Here is a 17,416-nt window from a genome sequence, read left to right as displayed (position 1 = left end):
TGTGCGGGCGTCAGTTCACCGCGCCCAGGCACAGGACCATGTCGGTGGTAATGGACACGGTGGAGTCGCCGTAGCGCAGCATGGACCACTCGTAGAACCTCTCCGGGCTGGAGGCCCCGGCGGCTGCGCACTTGTCGAGGGTGTTCCTGCTGGTGAGACCCTTGCTGCTGGTCAGGACGGCCTGGACCGGGTAGGAGCCGGGAACGCAGTCGGACTTCCTGATACCGCTCGGGTCGGAGGCGTCGTCAATGAGACAGCTCCCGGCCCTGAGGGTGTTGACGCCCTGGGAGGCGTCCGCGTTCTTGGCCATGAGGCACAGGTACTGCTCACCGTCTGCGTCCGTGGGGACGGTGGCCTCCGTGCCGGCTACCTTGAGGCAGTCGGTCTCCGAGGAGACCTTGTCCAGGACCCTGTAGATGGCCGAGCTGTTCGAGCACTCCGCCCTCCTGGCCTCCGTGAGCGCCTTGCCCTCGCTCACCCCGGCCACGCAGTCCCCTACGGAGGCGCTGCCCAGGGCGGGCCGGTGGCTCTGGAGCGCGAGGAAGGCCAGGGCACCGACGACCGACACCACCAGCACCACCACGGTGACCAGGAGTGGTGTGCTGCGCGTGAGGGTCGACAGGCTCGCCGGCGTCTCCGGCTGCTGGGCGGGCGGTTCGGTGGTCATGACGGTCTCCAACGTCAGTTCTTCGCACCCACGCAGAACACCAGGTCAGCGGTGGCCGCGACCTTGACGCTGCTGTACTTGAGCATGGCCCACTCGTAGTACTGCTCCGGGTCGGAGGCACCGGCAGCGGTGCACTTGTCGTAGGCGTTGGCCTCCGTAATGCCACGGGGGTCGGTGATAACGGCCTGGACCGGGTAGGAGCCGGAGCTGCAGTCGGACTTTCTCACGCCGGTCGTGGCGGAGGAGTCCTCCTTGAGGCAGTCGCCTGCCTTAATGGTGTTGGCGCCCTGGGACGGGTCGGATCCCTTGGTGATGAGGCACAGGTAGTCTGCGGAGGAGCGCTTGGTCGTGGGGACGGCGGCCTCCGTGCCGGCTACCTTGAGGCAGTCGGTCTCCGAGGATACCTTGTCCAGGACCTGGTAGGTGGCCGAGCTGTCCGAGCAGTCCACCCGCTTGGCGTTGTCGAGGTCCTTGCCCTCCCCGACCCCGGCCACGCAGTCCCCCTTCGAGGCGCGGCCCAGGGCGGAGCCGGACTGCTGGAAGATGACAAAGCCTCCCACGCCCAGGGCGATGACGAGTACCACGGCCGTCAGGACGATCCTCATCGTGCTGGGCTTCCTGGTGGTGGGGGTCGGGGTGCCGTAGGCGGCTGCGGCGACAGGGATCTGGTCACCCACAGGGCTGCCGTACCCGGCCTCGGAGCCTGGTGTCCCGTAGGTCGGGGAGCTGGAGCTGAACAGGGGCGGATTGGTGGGGGCTCCCGGTGTACCGACCCCGTAGGGGGGTGTGGGCTGGCCGGGTGCGGCACCGGGCTGCTGGCCGGGTGCGGCACCGGGCTGCTGCCCGGGGGTGCCGTAGGGTGAGGTGGTCATTGTGTTCTCCTGACTGGTGAGGTGTCTTCCACAGGATGTCGGCTGGGTACCCGACGAGGTGGCGCGGTGCGGCCCGCTTCTCAGTTCGGGCTCCCCAGGCAGAACACGATGTCGTTGGGGAGCGTGCTGCCGTCTCCGTACCTGGTCATGGACCACGGGTAGAACGTGTACGGGTTGGAGGCTCCCGCGGCAGTGCACTTGTCGTAGGCGTTGTCCCTGTCGATCGTGTTGGCGCCCTCCTTTATCACGACCTGAATCGGGTAGGAGCCGGTGGTGGTGCACTCCGTCTTCTTGACCTTGTTGATCAGGTTGGGGGAGGAGTCGTCTATGAGGCAGTCGCCCACCTTGGCGATATTGACCCCCTGGGACGGGTCAACGTCCTTGGGGCCCATGCACAGGTACTGGACCGCGACGACCGGGTTGACGGGGACGGCCGCCTCCGCGCCGGCTACCGTGAGGCAGGCGGTCTCCGAGGAGACCTTGTCCAGGATCTTGTGGGTGGCCGAGCTGCTTGAGCAGTCGGTCACCTTGACGTCCGAGAGCTTCGTGCCCTCGACGAGCCCGCTCACGCAGTCCCCCTTGGAGGCGCTGCTCAGTGAGGTCGCGGTCCCGTTGCCTCCCGGGGTGGGGGTGGGGCTCTTGGTGTCCGGGGACGGGGTCACCTGGTTGGGGGTGGACGTGGTCTCCTGGGGGGAGCCGGTGGTCGGGTCCGCCACGGGCTTGGTGTCCTTGCCCTGGATGAGGAAGAAGGCCAGGACGCCGATGACCGCCACCATGACCACCGCGATGACGGCGATGACCGGCCCGTTGCTGCCGCTCTTGCGGGCAGGGGGCGGACTGGCGTAGGCCGGTGCCATACCGGGGGCGGGTACCTGTCCCATGGGCGCCTGTCCGGGCGCGAAGCCGTTCGGCACCTGACCCGGCGAATACTGGCCCGACGAGTACTGACCCGACTGGTACTGACCGGACGAGTACTGACCCGACTGGTACGGATCCGACGGGTACTGACCTGGCGGCACCTGGCCCGGGGCCGCAGGGGGCACCTGCCCGGCTGACATCTGGCCGATGGGGACCTGGATGGTCGGCGCCTGGTCGCTGTACTCGGTTTCACCTGCCGCGTATGCCGGGGTGCCGGCACCGTACGCGGGCTGGTTCGTGGGGACGCCCGGTGTGGCCCCGTAGGGAGGCACGGGCTGGCCGGGTACGGCACCGGGCCGCTGCCCGGAGGATCCGTAGGGCGGTGAGGTGGTCATAAACGGTCTCCTGACAGGGAAGGACTCTTCCGCAGGCTATCGGATGAGACTGACTAGCGGCGTTATTGTCGCGCCGTGAGGGACGTGGCGCCATCGCAGGCCAGGGGCTGGGTAGGCGCCGTGGTCGGGGGCTGGACTGAGGTGGGCGTGCCGCGCGTCCTCCCCGGCGGGGCGCGGGGGGGGTGGCGGCGTCGCCCGGACAGAAGGCTAGACGATCCTACGCGGTGGGGGAACCGCTGTCCTTGGCCGACCAGGACGGTCCACGTGGGCAAGGACGTCGTGCCGGTGTCCCCAGCGGCCGGGCGCCGGGGCGTGACGGTGCGGGCCTCGGTGGGGCGCCGGGCTGCTGCCCAGGAGCGCCGTGAGACGGTGTGGTCATTGTGATCTCCTGGCAACGTGGTCCCTGTGAACGCTATCGGTTGAGGCCGGTGGAGCGGGAGAGGGGGATGCGTGTTCTACCTCATACTGACGTGTGTCCTGGGCGGGGTCGGTGTGGTGCCGGCCGCGGCGGGGACCGGTGGCGCGGCGAAGGAGCGGGTGGTCAGGGGGCCCGTGAGGTAGTGCTGGAGCGTCGGCGCCACGAGCTCCACGACCCTGTCGATGCTCGCGCTCGCCAGCGGCTCGAGGCGCAGGACGTAGCGCGCCATGGCCAGCCCCACCACCTGGCTGCCGACCAGCGTGGCCCGTTCGCGGGCCTCGGAGCGGGCCGCGCCCGCCCGCCCGAGCGCCTGCGCCACCGGGACGGCGATCTGCTCGGTGGCGTAGGCCTGGATCGCCTCCGGGGCGCCGTCGTCGGTGGCGATCCAGCGCAGCAGGGCGCGGAAGGTGACCCCGCCCTCCTCGTCGTCCCAGGCGGTCAGCGCCAGGCGCACCAGGCGGGGGCCAGCGGTGCGCAGGTCACCGGCCAGGACGGCGTCGATCTCCTCGCTGGCGCGGATCCGCAGGTTCATGGCGGCGGCGAAGAGGTCGCCCTTGGAGCCGAAGTAGTAGGAGACGAGTGCCGGGTCGACGCCGGCCGTGCGGGCCAGGGCCCGGATGGTGGTGCCCGCGTAGCCGCGGGTGAGGAAGGACTCGCGGGCCGCGGCCAGGATGGCCTCGCGGGTGGAGGGGCCCTCGGGCCTCGCCCGTCGTCCCCGCCGGGGCCGACGCCGCCCCTGCTCGCCCGTGTCCGCGGTCCCGCGCACACCCCTGCCCTGGTCGGTGGTCATGTCCTTGAGGGTAGGTCATCCGGGGCCCTCATATTACGAAAATATAATGGTTCGATATTCAACGCCGTCGAGTAGATATTGCGCTCGCAGCGTGCCGGGGTCCTGGCGACCAGCGTGATCGCAACGAAAAGGTCACGTCGGGGGCCGGGCGGAGGGGAACAGTATTTCAACGCTGTTGAATCACGGTCGGCGGCCTGGTTACGGTGCCTCACGTCCTGAAGAGGTGACGACATGACCACAGTCCCGGCACCAGTACCAGTACCCGCTCCCGCGCGCCCGCCCGGCCCCGCCCTGCGCCTGGGCCTTGACATTGGCTCGACCACCGTCAAGCTGGTCCTCCTGCCGGAGACGGCGGTCGGGCCGGGTGGCCCCGGGCTGCCAGGTGGTCTCGGGCTGCCGGGCGCCGTCGGGACCGGTGAGGGCGAGGCCCCCGCCCAGCCCGTCCTCGCCGAGTACCACCGCCACAACGCCGACGTGCGCGGGGAGGTCACCCGCCTCCTGGGCGAGGCGGCCGAGCGGTTCCCTGACGCCCAGGTGCGCGGCGCCGTCACCGGCAGCGCCGGGCTGAGCCTGGCCACCCTCATGGGCCTGCCCTTCGTCCAGGAGGTCATTGCCGAGACCGAGACCGTGCGCCGTCGGGACCCGCAGACCGACGTCATTATCGAGCTCGGCGGCGAGGACGCCAAGATCACCTACCTCCACCCCACCCCCGAGCAGCGTATGAACGGTACCTGCGCGGGAGGCACCGGGGCCTTTATCGACCAGATGGCCCAGCTGCTCCACACCGACGCCCCCGGCCTGGACGAGCTCGCCAGCCGCTACACCACCCTGTACCCCATTGCCTCGCGCTGCGGGGTGTTCGCCAAGTCCGACCTCCAGCCCCTGATCAACCAGGGGGCCGCCAGCGAGGACCTGGCCGCCTCCGTGCTGGCGGCCGTGGTCACCCAGACCATCGCCGGCCTGGCCTGCGGCCGCCCCATCCGGGGGGAGGTCATGTTCCTGGGCGGCCCCCTGCACTTCCTGCCCCAGCTGCGCGCCGCCTTTGAGCGCACCCTGTCCGGGCAGGTGGACTCCTTCAGCTGCCCGCCCGACGCCCAGCTCTACGTGGCCCTGGGCGCCGCCTACCTCGCCACCGGCGTCCCCACCACCCTGGGGGAGCTCGTCACGCGCCTGGCCACCCGGCGCGCCCTGAGCCTGGCCACCTCCCGCATGCGGCCCCTGTTCGCCTCCGAGGAGGAGCTGGCCGTGTTCCGGCGTCGCCACGCCCGGGCCACCGTGGAGCGCGCCAGCTGGCCGCGGCCCGGTAGCGGTGAGGGGGCCGGGGGCGCTGGTGGCGAGGCTGGCAGCCAGGCTGAGGGTGCCGCGAGCGCCGCTGCCTCCGCCGAGGGCGAGGCGGAGACGGGTCGGGCCGCCGAGGACGCGGGTGCCGGTGCCGCTGGCAGCCAGGCTGAGGGCACGGCCGCTAGGGCGGAGACCGTCGAGGACGGCGGGGGCACGCCCGGCGGTACCGCGGGCGCCGGTACTAGGGGCGCCGGTACTGGGAGCGCACCTGGCGCGGCGGATATCGGGTCCGCCGAGGAGGCCGGGCCCGCCGGGGAGCCGCTCACCGGTAGCGGGAAGACCGGGTCCGCTGGGGATGCCGAGGCCGGTAGCGGGCCGCAGGACGCCCCGCGCCCTGCCGACTGCTTCCTGGGTATTGACGCCGGGTCCACCACCATTAAGGCCGTCGTGCTGGACGAGGCCGACCGCATTGTCTGGGAGCACTACGCCGGTAACGAGGGCGACCCCGTGACCGCCGCCGTCGAGATCCTGCGCCGCATTCACGTCGAGATGCCCGAGGGCGTGCACATTGCCCGCTCCTGCGTCACCGGCTACGGCGAGTCCCTGGTCAAGGCCGCCCTCCACCTGGACGAGGGAGTGGTGGAGACCATGGCCCACTACCGGGCCGCCGCCCACCTCAACCCCGGGGTGACCAGCGTCATTGACATTGGCGGGCAGGACATGAAGTACCTGCGTATCCGCGGTGAGGCCATTGACTCCATTAGCGTCAACGAGGCCTGCTCGGCCGGGTGCGGCTCCTTCCTCCAGACCTTCGCCCAGTCCATGGGCCTGAGCGTCCAGGAGTTCGCCGACACCGCCCTGACGGCCCCCCGCCCGGTGGACCTGGGCTCGCGCTGCACCGTGTTCATGAACTCCTCGGTCAAGCAGGCCCAGAAGGAGTCCGCCACGGTGGGGGAGATCAGCGCCGGGCTGTCCTACTCTGTGGTGCGCAACGCCCTGTACAAGGTCATTAAGCTCAAGGACCCCTCCCAGCTGGGGGAGCGCGTCTCCGTCCAGGGCGGCACCTTCCTCAACGACGCCGTCCTGCGCGCCTTCGAGATCCTCACCGGCCGTGAGGTGGTGCGCCCCGACGTCGCCGGTCTCATGGGCGCCCTCGGTGCGGCCCTGACCGCCCACCAGACCTACGACGGCACCCCGGGGCGGCTCATGACCCTGGCCGAGCTCTCCCGTTTCAGCCTCACCACCGAGACCGCCACCTGCAGGCTGTGCCAGAACCACTGCAAGCTCACTATCACCACCTTCTCCGACGGGTCGCGCCACGTCTCGGGCAACCGCTGCGAGCGGGGCGCCACCCAGGAGCGCCGCGCCAAGAAGTCCGACCTGCCCAACCTCTACGACTACAAGTTCAGGCGCACCTTCGCCTACCGGCGCCTGCGCAAGGGCCAGGAGACGCGCGGGGAGATCGGCGTGCCCCGGGTGCTGGGCATGTACGAGAACTACCCCCTGTGGTTCACGGTGCTCACCTCGCTGGGGTTCCGCGTCCTGCTCTCGGGGCGCTCGGACCACGAGCTGTTCGAGAAGGGCATGGACTCCATCCCCAGCGAGAACGTCTGCTACCCCGCCAAGCTCGCCCACGGGCACGTCGAGTGGCTCATCTCCAAGGGGGTGCAGACCATCTGGTTCCCCTGCGTCTTCTACGAGCGCGACCTCGTGGAGGGGGCGGACAACCACTACAACTGCCCGATCGTGGCCACCTACCCCGAGGTCATCCGCACCAATGTGGAGGCCCTCCAGGGCACGGCGCCCGAGGGGGCCGACGGCGCCGCGGGACGGGAGGCGGGACGGGAGGCGGGCCGGGCCCCTTCCGCTGGCGCGGGGCCCGGCGCGGGTGACGGCCCGGGCGAGGAGGCCCACGGGCAGGGCGCCCCGCGGGTGCGCCTGCTCTCCCCCTTCCTCAACCTGGCTGACCCCGCCAAGCTCGCCGAGCGCCTCGTGGAGGTGTTCGCCGACTGGGACGTCACCCTGCCCGAGGCCCGGCGGGCCGTGGCCGCGGGCCTGGCCGAGGACGCCGCCTTCAAGGCCGACGTGCGCGCCGAGGGGCGCCGGGCCCTGGCGTGGATGCGCGAGCACGGGCGCACCGGCATCGTCCTGGCCGGGCGCCCCTACCACGTTGACCCCGAGATCAACCACGGGGTCCCCGACGTCATTAACACCCTGGGCATGGTGGTCCTCTCCGAGGACTCCGTCCTGCCCGAGCCCGAGGCGGGCCAGGACGACGGCGCCGAGAGGGCCGTGGCCACCGGCGCCCTGGCCCGCGCGGTCGGGCACCTCAGGCGCGGCGCCCGGGCCCTGGTCGGTCCCCTGACCAGGCGGGGTGAGGACCCGCAGGCGCCCGCGGACTGGTCGGACGTCACCAGCCAGGGCCTGCCCAGCCCGCTGACCCCGGTCAGGACCGCCGACGTCGCCCCCCGCCTGCGGGTGCGCGACCAGTGGGCCTACCACTCCCGCCTCTACCGGGCCGCCGAGCTGGTCACCCGCTCTAAGGACCTGGAGCTGGTCCAGCTCAACTCCTTCGGCTGCGGCGTGGACGCCGTGACCACCGACCAGGTCCAGGAGATCCTGGAGTCGGCTGGCGACGTCTACACCGCCCTGAAGATCGACGAGGTCTCCAACCTGGGGGCTGCCACCATCCGCCTGCGCTCCCTGGCGGCCGCCGCCGAGGCGCGCCGGGGGCGTCGGGCCGCGCGCGCCCCCGGGGTTGGGGCCGAGGCCGTCCCCGGGGCCGACGCCGGGGCTGCTGCTGAGGTCGCTGCCGCCGGGGACAGGGCCGCCGGGGCGACCACGACCCCCGGGGCGCCCACCACCGGCGCCGGTGCCCCCGAGGCACTGACCTCCGCCGTCGTGCCCGCCGGGGGACGGGCCTCCCGCAGCCTGCCGGGGGCCACCACCCCCGTCTTCACGCGCGAGATGCGTGCCACCCACACCATCCTCATGCCGCAGATGAGCCCGGTCCACTTCCGGCCGCTGGTACCCCTCATGCGGCGCCTGGGCTACCGGGTCGAGCTCCTGGAGTCCGCGTCCAGGGCGGACCTGGAGGTGGGGCTGCGCTATGTCAACAACGACGCCTGCTTCCCGGCGATTATGGTGATCGGCCAGCTCATTGGCGCCTTCACCGACGGCTCCCACGACCCCGACCGCTGCGTGGTGGCCATCTCCCAGACCGGCGGCATGTGCCGGGCCACCAACTACGCCGCCATGCTGCGCAAGGGCCTGCGCGAGGCCGGGTACCCGCAGGTGCCGGTAGTGGCCGTCTCCTTGCAGGGGATCGAGTCCAACCCCGGGTTCGAGCTCACCCCCACCATGGGGATGAGCATGCTGCGCGGCGTCGTCATTGGCGACACCCTCAACACCTGCCTGCTGCGGGTGCGCCCCTACGAGGCGGTCCCCGGCTCCGCCCAGGAGCTCCTGGAGCGCTGGAACACCATTGTCGGGGAGTTTTTCGAGCACCGGGGATGCTGCCCCACCTGGGGCGGGCGCCTGGGCTACCGGCGTCTCCTGCGGGAGATGGTCAAGGAGTTCGACGCCCTGCCGCTGGCCGACGTGCCCCGCCGGCCCCGCGTGGGCGTGGTCGGGGAGATCCTGGTCAAGTTCCAGCCCGACGCCAATAACCACGTCGTGGACGTCATTGAGGCCGAGGGCTGTGAGGCGGTGGTCCCGGGCCTGCTCGGGTTCCTCCTCAACGGGCTGGTCACCGCCGGGTGGAAGGCGGACACCTACGGCATCGGCCGGGAGTCGGTGACCCGGCAGAAGGCCGCCGTGTGGTTCATTGAGCAGGTCCAGGCCCCCGCCCGCGCCGCCCTGCGCGCCTGCGGCGGGAAGTTCGACGTCGAGAGCCCCATTGCGGTCATGGCGGACAAGGCCTCCCGGATCCTGTCCCTGGGCAACCAGGCCGGTGAGGGCTGGCTGCTCACCGCCGAGATGGTCGAGCTCATTGAGCACGGGGTGCCTAATATCGTGTGCTGCCAGCCCTTTGCCTGCCTGCCCAACCACGTGGTCGGCAAGGGCATGTTCCGGGAGGTGCGCCGCCGCTTCCCGCAGGCCAATATTGTGGCCATTGACTACGACCCCGGCGCCAGCGAGGTCAACCAGCTCAACCGTATTAAGCTCATGATCTCCACCGCCTTTATGATGCAGGGAGCTGAGGGCGACGGGGCTGGTGCCAGCGGGACTGGCGCCGGCAGGGCTGGTGAGGGTGCTGACGGGGGTGCTGGCAGGGGTTCTGGCGGCGCGGTCAGTGGGGGTGCTGGCGGCGCGGCTGGTAGGGGCGCGGCCGTCCGGGACGCCAGGGTCGGCAGGCAGGGTGGCACCGGCCGGAGTGGCGGCGCGAGGACCGCTGGCCCGGGTGGCAGCGACCAGGGCGGCGCCAGTCATGGTGCTGGTGCGAGAGCCGCTGGCCGGAGTGGCACCAGCCAGGGTGGCGGCCGGAGTAGCGGCCAGGGTGGCGGCGCGAGGACCGCCAGTCGGGGTGCTGGCCGGACCCAGGACGGTGACGGGCGGCGCCTGAGCGAGCTCGTGGCCGGCCTGGGGCCGGCGCCCGACGGCACCCCGGTCTCCCCGGACGTGGCCGCCGTCGAGCCCGACCGGACCCTGGCACGGCCCTGACGCGGTTCGCGGAGGGCGGTCCCGGCCCCGGGCGTCTCAGTGAGCGGCCGGGGCCGACCTGGGGTATGTAAGAGGTATGACCGACTTGCTCTCGGCCACCACGCCGCTTACCGTCCTGTCCGCCGCTGACATAGGCTCCTGGATACGTTTAGCCGCCCAGGCCGTCACCGACCACACCGAGGAGCTCACCAAGCTCGACGCCGCCATTGGCGACGCCGACCACGGCACCAATATGAGGCGAGGCCTGGCCGCCGTCGTCACCGCCCTGGACGAGGGCGAGCCGGACACCCCGGCCGCCGTCCTGAAGAAGGTCGCTATGACGTTGGTCTCCCAGGTCGGAGGGGCCTCCGGGCCGCTGTACGGCACCTTCTTCCTACGCATGTCCACCGCCGTGGGTGGCGTCACCGAGCTGGACGCCGCCGCCCTGGCCGACGCCGTCGAGGCCGGCGTCGACGGGATCAAGGCCCGGGGCAGGGGGGAGACCGGGGAGAAGACCATGCTCGACGCCTGGTGCCCTGCGCTGAGCGCGCTGCGGGAGCACCCCAGCTCCCTGGAGGAGGCCACGGCCGTCGCCGCGCAGGCCGCCGCCGTGGGCCGGGAGGACACCAGGGGCATGACGGCCACCAAGGGCCGTGCCTCCTACCTGGGTGAGCGCTCCGTGGGGCACCTGGATCCCGGCGCCGCCTCCACCGCCCTCATCCTGAGGGCCCTGGCCCAGACGGTGCACGACGGGCACCCCGGGTGCGATCCGGGGCAGGCGGTGAGGTGACCGGTATTGTCGTCGTCTCCCACTCCCGTCCCCTGGCCCGGGCGGCGGTAGACCTGGTGGTCGGCCTGGTGCCGGGTCTGAGCGTGCCCCTGGAGGTCGCCGCCGGGGTCCCCGAGGTGCGGGGGTGGGGGCTGGGGACTGACGCCATTGAGATCACCAGGGCGATTGAGCGGGCTGACGACGGCCAGGGGGTCCTGGTGCTGGCCGACCTGGGCAGCGGTGTCATGAGTGCCGAGACGGCCCTGGAGCTGCTGGATCCCGGCCTGGCCGCGAGGGTGCGGTTGTCGCCGGCCGCGCTGGTCGAGGGGCTGGTGGCCGCCTACGCCGTGGCCGGGACCGGGGGCGACCTGGAGGCCGTGGCGCTCCAGGCCGAGCAGGCCGCGACCGCCAAGACCCTGCGTGCCGACGCTACGTGAGCCGTCCCCGCGTCCGCCCCCTCCCCTCATCCACCCTCCCCTCTCCTCCTCTCCGCGAGAACGGTACTTATTCCTCGCGAGAACGGTACTTGTTCGTTGCGAGAACGGTACTTGTTTGCCGTGAGAACGGTACTTGTTCGTCGTGAGAACGGCAGAGGTGCTCGGAGCGCCCGTCTCTGGCCTGTGTGGTGCGGGAGCGTGCGGGCAGGCCGGGTGGGGGTATGCGTGAGCGGGCCTCCGCCCCTGCGGCCGGGGCTTGTGCCCTTGTGGTGCGGCGCTGAGTCAGCATCAGGCCACTCCGCCCCTGCGACCGGAGGCTTACATGGCCCTGGTGGAGCCGGGTGCCTGGTTCTGTAGCAGTCTGGGACCCAGGACTGGGCCCATCCCACCTGCACTTTTGTGCGTTCAATGTCCACGCAGGTCAGGGAGTCGGGGCCTGGCTCCCGACGCGGCCAGGAACTCCGGCCACTCAGCCCTTTCCGTCGACGAGCCCGACCTGGGCCCCAGCGCAGCCGGGGGAGCCAACCGACCTGAGTCTCAGATCACGACATGCACACGAACCCAGGCCAGCAGACGACCAGAGGCCCCCGACAGCCCCAGGTGCCAGACGACCCAGACTCCACCGGCAACCACGCCAGCAACCCAGACCCGCAGACACCCCGAGCACACCCCCCCCGCAGCAAATAAGTACCGTTCTCGCGACGAACAAGTACCGTTCTCGCGACGAACAAGTACCGTTCTCACGAGCAATAAGTACCGTTCTCGCGGAGAGACGGAGAGGGGAGAGGGGAGAGGCGGGGGGTGGGGTGGGTCAGATCCCTTCCTGGTCCAGGAGCGCCAGGACGACGGCGGCGCTGCGGGCGGCGGCCACGTCGGCGCCAATGTGGAAGTCCTCCCCGGCCTGCGGCCCGCACAGGTCCGACACCCCCCGGACGGACACGAAGGGCAGCCCGCGGCTGGCGCACACCTGGGCCAGGGCCGTGGACTCCATGTCCGTGCTCACCGCCTCCGGGAAGGCCTCCCGGACACCCGCCACGTTGTCGGCCGTGACGAAGGAGCTCCCCGCCAGCATCTGCCCGGTGTGCAGGCGCGCGCCCGTGCCCGCCAGGGTCCGGGCGGCCACGGCCTCCACCTGGGCGAGTGTGGCCGGGTCCCCCTGGTAGGTCGCGGGCATGCCCGGTACCTGGCCGCGCAGGTAGCCGAACGCGGTGGCGTCGGCGTCGGCGTAGGCCAGTGTCCTGGAGGCCACCACGTCCCCCACGGCCACGCCCCGGGCCAGCCCGCCGGTGGTGCCGGCGGAGAGGACGACGTCGGGGCAGACCTCGGCCAGGACGGAGGCCAGGGCGCTGGCGGCGTTGACCAGCCCGATCCCGGTGCGGACCAGGACCAGCTCGCGCCGGGAGGGCCCGGGAAGACGCAGGCTCCAGGACTCGGCCGTGCCGGAGGCCGGGGCCGGGCGCGGGGCGCGGGTGCGGGGCAGGGCGTCCAGGAAGGGCTGGGCCTCCACGTCCATGGCGGTTAGGACCACGGCGGCGACGGGGCGGGGGGTGGGTACGGTGGCGGGCCAGGGCGTCATGGCCTGAGCCTAGCCGGGCGGCGGGCGGGCCCGCCCGTCCCGGGGAGCCCTCCTGGTGCCCGACGGCGCGCCGCGCCCACCAGCCGCGCCCTCCCACCCCGGCCTGCCAGCCACCCCAGTCCACCACCGCGGCCCACCCCGGCCCACCAGCCCGCCATGCACTCGCGGCGTAGGGCTTTCAAAGATCGCCAGCACGCCGGGGCACGCCGGCGGTGGATGGCAGGCCCTCAGCGCCGCGCCAGCCCACCACCCCGGCCCGCCAGCACGGCCACCCCGGCCCACCCCGGCCCGCGAGGTGCCTCCTGGAGGCGAAGTCCTTGCCTAGTCGGCGGTACAGCCACCCCGGCCCGGCGAGGTGCCTCTAGAAGGTGGGGACAAAGATCTCCACACGGCGGTTGAGCTGGCGCCCGGCGGGGTTGTCCGACCCGTCCGGGTTGGTGTTGGGGGCCACCGGCCGGCTCTCCCCGTAGCCCACGGCCTCCATGGAGGCGGTGACGCCGTCGCCCCTCAGGGCCTGGACCACCGCCTGGGCGCGCTTCTCGGACAGGGTCTGGTTGAAGGCGTCGTCGGACACGGAGTCGGTGTGCCCGTTGACCACGAGCCTGGGCGCCCCGGAGCTGGTCAGGACCGTGGCCAGCGACCTCAGGGTGCCAGCGGCGTCGGCCCGCACCTCAGAGGAGCCGAAGTCGAACAGGACGCTGTCCTCCAGGGTGATGACCGTGCCGCAGGAGGTGGCGGAGGGGAGGGTCTCCAGGCTGGGGAACCGGCTCAGGGTGCCGACCTTGGGCAGCGGGTCGGCCTTGACGGTGGTGCCGTTGACGTCCGCCGTCCCGTCACCGTAGTTGTTGATGGTGAGCTTGCCGTCCGTGTAGTTCCCCGACCCGTCACCGTAGTTGTTGACCGTGACATTGCCCCTGGTGTAGTTTCCGGCCCCGTCAGCGTAGATGTTAATGTTCTCGTTGGTCAGGGAGTTCGTGTAGCTGCCGGATCCGTCATCGTAGATATTGACCAGCAGGTGGTCGTCCATATAGTTTCCGGACCCGTCACCATAGACATTGATGGTGACGCGGTCGTCACTGTAGCTGCCTGAGCCATCACCGTAGTTATTGACGACGCTGTTCCCATCGCTGTGGGTGCCTGAACCGTCCCCGTACAGAATAGTGTTGCCGCCGTTGAGCGTGCCCCCGTCGTCACAGCGGGCTGGGGAGACGGTCACGCCGGGCACGGAGGTGATGGAGCGGGTCATGTCGGGGGTGAAGACGGAGGTGGCGGTCAGCAGGCTGAGGTCGGGGACGGTGAACAGGGGGATCGGGGGGATCTCCCCGGGCTGGTACCCGGGGACCGTCGGCACCGAGCTGGTCGAGGCTGTCGCCGAGGGGCCGCCCGCCGACGCCGAGGCGCCGCCCGCGGCCTGGGATGCCGCCGGTGCTGGGGCCGCGGAGGAGACGGGGGCCGGTGCCGGCGTGGAGGCGGACCCGGCGTCGCCCCCGCCGCAGGCGGAGACGGCCAGGGTGGTCATGAGCGCGCAGGCGGTGACCAGGTGGCGGGGGAGGTAGCGGTTACGTGCCATGGGGATACCGTGTCACAGGCGCCGCCGCAGGGCCGTCTCAGCCGTGTCGCGGTCCTGCGACAGGCACCGAGAGCCAGGCCCGGGTCCCCACGCCCTCGCGGGAGGTGACCTGGACGGTGCCCTCGTGCCGCCGCACGATGGTGGACACCAGGGCCAGGCCCAGGCCGCTGCCGGGCAGGCCACGGGCGTTGGAGGCGCGCGCCAGCTCGTTGAACACGCCGGGAAGGTCGGCGTCGGGGATACCGATGCCGGTGTCGGCGACCTCCACCGTGACCACCCCGGCCTCCTCCCGGCCGCGCACCTCGATGCTGCCGGTGGACGGGGTGTACTTGGCGGCGTTGGAGACGAGGTTGTAGACCGCCGAGTACAGCAGGTCGCCGTCGCCGCGCACCGGCGGCAGCGGCCAGGGCACCTGGGGCAGGTCGAGCCGCAGCCGGGCCACCCCCTGGCGCGCGGGGGCCTCCTCCAGGACGGCCTCGACGGCGTCGCGGACCGCCTCGGCGATATTGACCTCCTCCAGGCTCAGGGGCGCGGTCTCCAGGAGGGCGAGCTTGCGCAGGTCCGTCAGGAGGCGCCCCATGCGGCGGGCCTGGGCGTCAATGACGTCCAGGCGGGAGCGCTGCTCCGTGCCCGACGCCGTGGCGGGCTCCATACCCGCCACGGCCGCCCGGATCGCCGTCAGGGGGTTCTTGAGCTCGTGGTCCAGTCGGCGCAGGAACTGCTGGTGGCGCCACAGGGCCTGGTCCTGGGCCTCCTGACGGGCCCGGTCCAGGGCGCGGTGGTGGCGTCGCCGCACCAGGGACCACCCGGCCGCCGCCCCCAGCACGCCCAGGCCACCGGCGCCCACCACCACGGGCACGGTGGTCACTAGGGCGACGGTGGTGGAGCGGGCCAGGGACCAGGCCAGGGCGGTGGCCGCCAGGACCACGACGACACCGACCGCGTCCCACCAGCGCGGTCGGCGCCACCAGGGACGCGGGGCCCGGGGGCCGGGGCTCACGCGTGCACCTCGGCACGGAAGCGGTAGCCCGTGGAGGGGACCGTCTCGATGTAGAGCGGCCTGGCGGCGTCCTCCCCCAGGACCTGGCGGATCTCACGCACCCGGTGGTCCACAGCCCGGGTGGTGGTGGTGAAGTCGATGCCCCACAGGGAGGCCAGGAGCGACTCGCGGGAGAAGAGCTCCCCGGGGTGGCTCATGAGGTACTCCAGGAGCATGGTGGCCTTGGGGGTCAGGGCCACCTCGCGCCCCCGGTGCTCCACCCGGCGGGCGGCCCGGTCCAGGACCAGGTCGCCGGCCACCAGGCGCGGGGCCGCCGTCAGGGGCTGGGTGCTGCCCTGGGTGCGGCGCAGGACCGCCCGGATCCGGGAGGCGAGCTCGGCGGGGTCGAAGGGCTTGGACAGGTAGTCGTCCGCGCCGTCGTCCAGGGCGGAGACCCGCTCGTAGGGGGCGTCCACCTGGGTCAGCAGGATAATGGGCGTCCAGGTGCCGCCGGACCGCACGCGGCGCACCAGCTCCCGGCCGTCCAGGCGGGGCATGAGGACGTCGGTGACGACGATGTCGATCCGGTGCCTGCCCAGGACCTCCAGGGCCTCGACGCCGTCGGAGGCCAGGTGGACCCGGTAGCCGCTGCGCTCCAGGTAGGGGCCCAGGGAGCGGCGGATGGGGGCCTCGTCGTCCACGAGCAGGACGGTGGCGCGGTTGGAGGAGGGCAGGGAGGGTGCAGCTCGCATGGGCCGGGGTGGTCCTACCTGGTGATCTGGGTGACGTTGTGGTTGGCGCCGTCGCCGGTGACCGTAGGGTTGCCGGAGACCCAGTAGACGTTGACGTCGGCGCCCTGGATCTCGACCTCCTTGACGCTCTCGACGTAGACGTTGACCGTGGAGGCCGTGACCACCAGCTTCTCGACCTTCTGCGCCGCCACGTCGGACATGGCGCCGCTGATGGTGAGGGCCCTGACGTCGCCGGTGACGTTGACCGTGGACACGGCGTCGTCAACCGACAGGTTGCCGCTGGCGTCCGGGCGGGTCTGGGAGCCGCCTGAGATAATCGCCTGCCAGTCGGGGTTGGTCACGCCGGAGGCCTCGGCGGGGTCGGGCTGCCGGGACGCCTGCCCGCCGCCCTGGGCGGGGGCCGGGGCGCCCTGGGCGGGAGCCGTCTGGCTCTGGGAGGTGGTGCCCGGGGTGGGGGCGGCCTGGGAGGTGGCGGCCTGGGGCGCCGTCTGAGCGGGGGCCGGGACCGCCGGGGAGGCCGAGGAGCGGTCCGGGGAGCTGCCGACGCTGATCGAGCAGCCGCTCAGGGTCAGGGCCAGGGCGGCTGCCGAGACGGTCAGGGCGGTGGCGGGTCGCATGGGGATCTCCTATGAGTTGCGTTCCGTGTGATGGGACCAGCCTAACGGGGGACGTGTGGCAGGACGGTGGCACACCTGTCGCAGTCTCGCGACCTGGGCCCGGTCCGGCACCCGGCTCCTTGCCGGGCTCGGCCTTGGCTCGGTGCCGGGAGCGGTCCTGTCCAGCCTGCTCGGCACCGGGGAGGGGGCGTTGCCGCTCGGCGCCGGGGAGGGGGCGTTGCCGCTCGGCGCCGGGGCCCCGAGGGCCGCAGGTCTGCTGAGGGGCCGAGCTGGCTCCGGCGCCGGGGGTCCTCAGGGGCGGGTCCCGGCCTCCTGGCGCATGACCTGCTCCCACTGGCTGCGGGCCGCCAGGAACGCGCCCACCGCCTCCTGGGCGGCGGGCAGGCAGTGGTTGGCGCCCCAGCCGCACTGCACCTCATTGGCCGCCGGGACCTCGGTCGCCTCCAGCACGTCACGGAAGGTGGCCTCCAGCAGCTTCAGGAAGTCCTCCTGCTCCACCCCCAGGGTCAGGGCGTAGAAGCCGGTCTGGCAGCCCATGGGGGAGAAGTCAATGAGGCGGTCGGTGTGGTTGCGCATGAGCTCGGCCGTCAGGTGCTCGATGGAGTGCACCGCCTTCATCTCCAGGTGCTCGCGGTTGGGCTGGCAGAAGCGCACGTCGTACTTGATGAGCGTGTCCCCGCCGGGCAGGGTCTTGCGGTCGGCCACGCGCACGAAGGGCGCCACCACCCGCGTGTGGTCCAGGTTGAAGGACTCGACGTTCATCCGGGGCGTGCTCTGCTCACTCATGCCCTCAG

13 protein-coding genes are annotated in these 17,416 nt (G+C 72.0%); 3 read left to right on the top strand and 10 right to left on the bottom strand.

Going from position 1 to position 17,416, the window contains the following annotated elements:
- Window positions 1-10 precede the first annotated feature (10 nt).
- The 4 genes from JJJ15_RS06530 to JJJ15_RS06515 form a co-directional block, all read right to left on the bottom strand.
- Window positions 11-667, bottom strand: coding sequence for a hypothetical protein (locus JJJ15_RS06530; protein WP_200511844.1), 657 nt, complete (start codon window positions 665-667; stop codon window positions 11-13).
- 14 nt (window positions 668-681) lie between these two features.
- Entirely contained in the window at window positions 682-1,539 is an 858-nt protein-coding gene (locus JJJ15_RS06525; RefSeq protein ID WP_200511843.1) for a hypothetical protein, read from the bottom strand.
- Between the two features lie 80 nt (window positions 1,540-1,619).
- Entirely contained in the window at window positions 1,620-2,420 is an 801-nt protein-coding gene (locus tag JJJ15_RS06520) for a hypothetical protein (RefSeq protein ID WP_200511842.1), read from the bottom strand.
- An 827-nt stretch (window positions 2,421-3,247) separates the two neighbouring features.
- Window positions 3,248-4,000 (bottom strand): TetR family transcriptional regulator, encoded by a 753-nt coding sequence (locus JJJ15_RS06515; RefSeq protein WP_106109967.1) that lies wholly within the window; start codon window positions 3,998-4,000, stop codon window positions 3,248-3,250.
- Between the two features lie 231 nt (window positions 4,001-4,231).
- Here JJJ15_RS06515 and JJJ15_RS06505 point away from each other — a divergent pair, with 231 nt between their 5' ends.
- From JJJ15_RS06505 to JJJ15_RS06495, 3 genes are all read left to right on the top strand, one after another.
- Window positions 4,232-9,943, top strand: coding sequence for an acyl-CoA dehydratase activase-related protein (locus JJJ15_RS06505; protein WP_246742202.1), 5,712 nt, complete (start codon window positions 4,232-4,234; stop codon window positions 9,941-9,943).
- Between the two features lie 76 nt (window positions 9,944-10,019).
- Window positions 10,020-10,712 carry a dihydroxyacetone kinase subunit DhaL gene (gene dhaL / locus JJJ15_RS06500; RefSeq protein ID WP_200511841.1) on the top strand — a complete coding sequence of 231 codons (693 nt, stop codon included), beginning with the start codon at window positions 10,020-10,022 and terminating at the stop codon, window positions 10,710-10,712.
- Window positions 10,709-11,128: a dihydroxyacetone kinase gene (locus JJJ15_RS06495; RefSeq protein ID WP_106109966.1), complete on the top strand. Its 420-nt coding sequence runs from the start codon at window positions 10,709-10,711 to the stop codon at window positions 11,126-11,128. Before dhaL ends, JJJ15_RS06495 begins: the two co-directional genes overlap by 4 nt.
- An 811-nt stretch (window positions 11,129-11,939) precedes the next feature.
- Here JJJ15_RS06495 and mtnN read toward each other — a convergent pair.
- From mtnN to JJJ15_RS06465, 6 genes are all read right to left on the bottom strand, one after another.
- Window positions 11,940-12,704, bottom strand: coding sequence for a 5'-methylthioadenosine/S-adenosylhomocysteine nucleosidase (mtnN, locus tag JJJ15_RS06490; RefSeq protein ID WP_246742201.1), 765 nt, complete (start codon window positions 12,702-12,704; stop codon window positions 11,940-11,942).
- A gap of 361 nt (window positions 12,705-13,065) precedes the next feature.
- Window positions 13,066-14,274: an OmpA family protein gene (locus JJJ15_RS06485; protein ID WP_200511840.1), complete on the bottom strand. Its 1,209-nt coding sequence runs from the start codon at window positions 14,272-14,274 to the stop codon at window positions 13,066-13,068.
- Window positions 14,275-14,311: 37 nt separating this feature from the next.
- A complete protein-coding gene (locus JJJ15_RS06480) occupies window positions 14,312-15,274 on the bottom strand; it encodes a HAMP domain-containing sensor histidine kinase (protein ID WP_246742200.1) in 963 nt (320 codons plus the stop codon).
- Window positions 15,271-16,005 carry a response regulator transcription factor gene (locus JJJ15_RS06475; protein WP_200511839.1) on the bottom strand — a complete coding sequence of 245 codons (735 nt, stop codon included), beginning with the start codon at window positions 16,003-16,005 and terminating at the stop codon, window positions 15,271-15,273. Before JJJ15_RS06475 ends, JJJ15_RS06480 begins: the two co-directional genes overlap by 4 nt.
- Window positions 16,006-16,019: 14 nt before the next feature.
- Window positions 16,020-16,622: a hypothetical protein gene (locus JJJ15_RS06470; RefSeq protein ID WP_200511838.1), complete on the bottom strand. Its 603-nt coding sequence runs from the start codon at window positions 16,620-16,622 to the stop codon at window positions 16,020-16,022.
- Window positions 16,623-16,913: 291 nt separating this feature from the next.
- Window positions 16,914-17,408, bottom strand: a complete 495-nt coding sequence (locus JJJ15_RS06465) for an S-ribosylhomocysteine lyase (protein WP_246742199.1) — start codon at window positions 17,406-17,408, stop codon at window positions 16,914-16,916.
- Between the last annotated feature and the right edge of the window lie 8 nt (window positions 17,409-17,416).

This window comes from Actinomyces sp. HMT897, from assembly GCF_016626125.1.
Lineage (GTDB): Bacteria > Actinomycetota > Actinomycetes > Actinomycetales > Actinomycetaceae > Actinomyces.
Note: the sequence above shows the minus strand (reverse complement) of the source record. Positions and strands in the feature narration are given on the sequence as shown.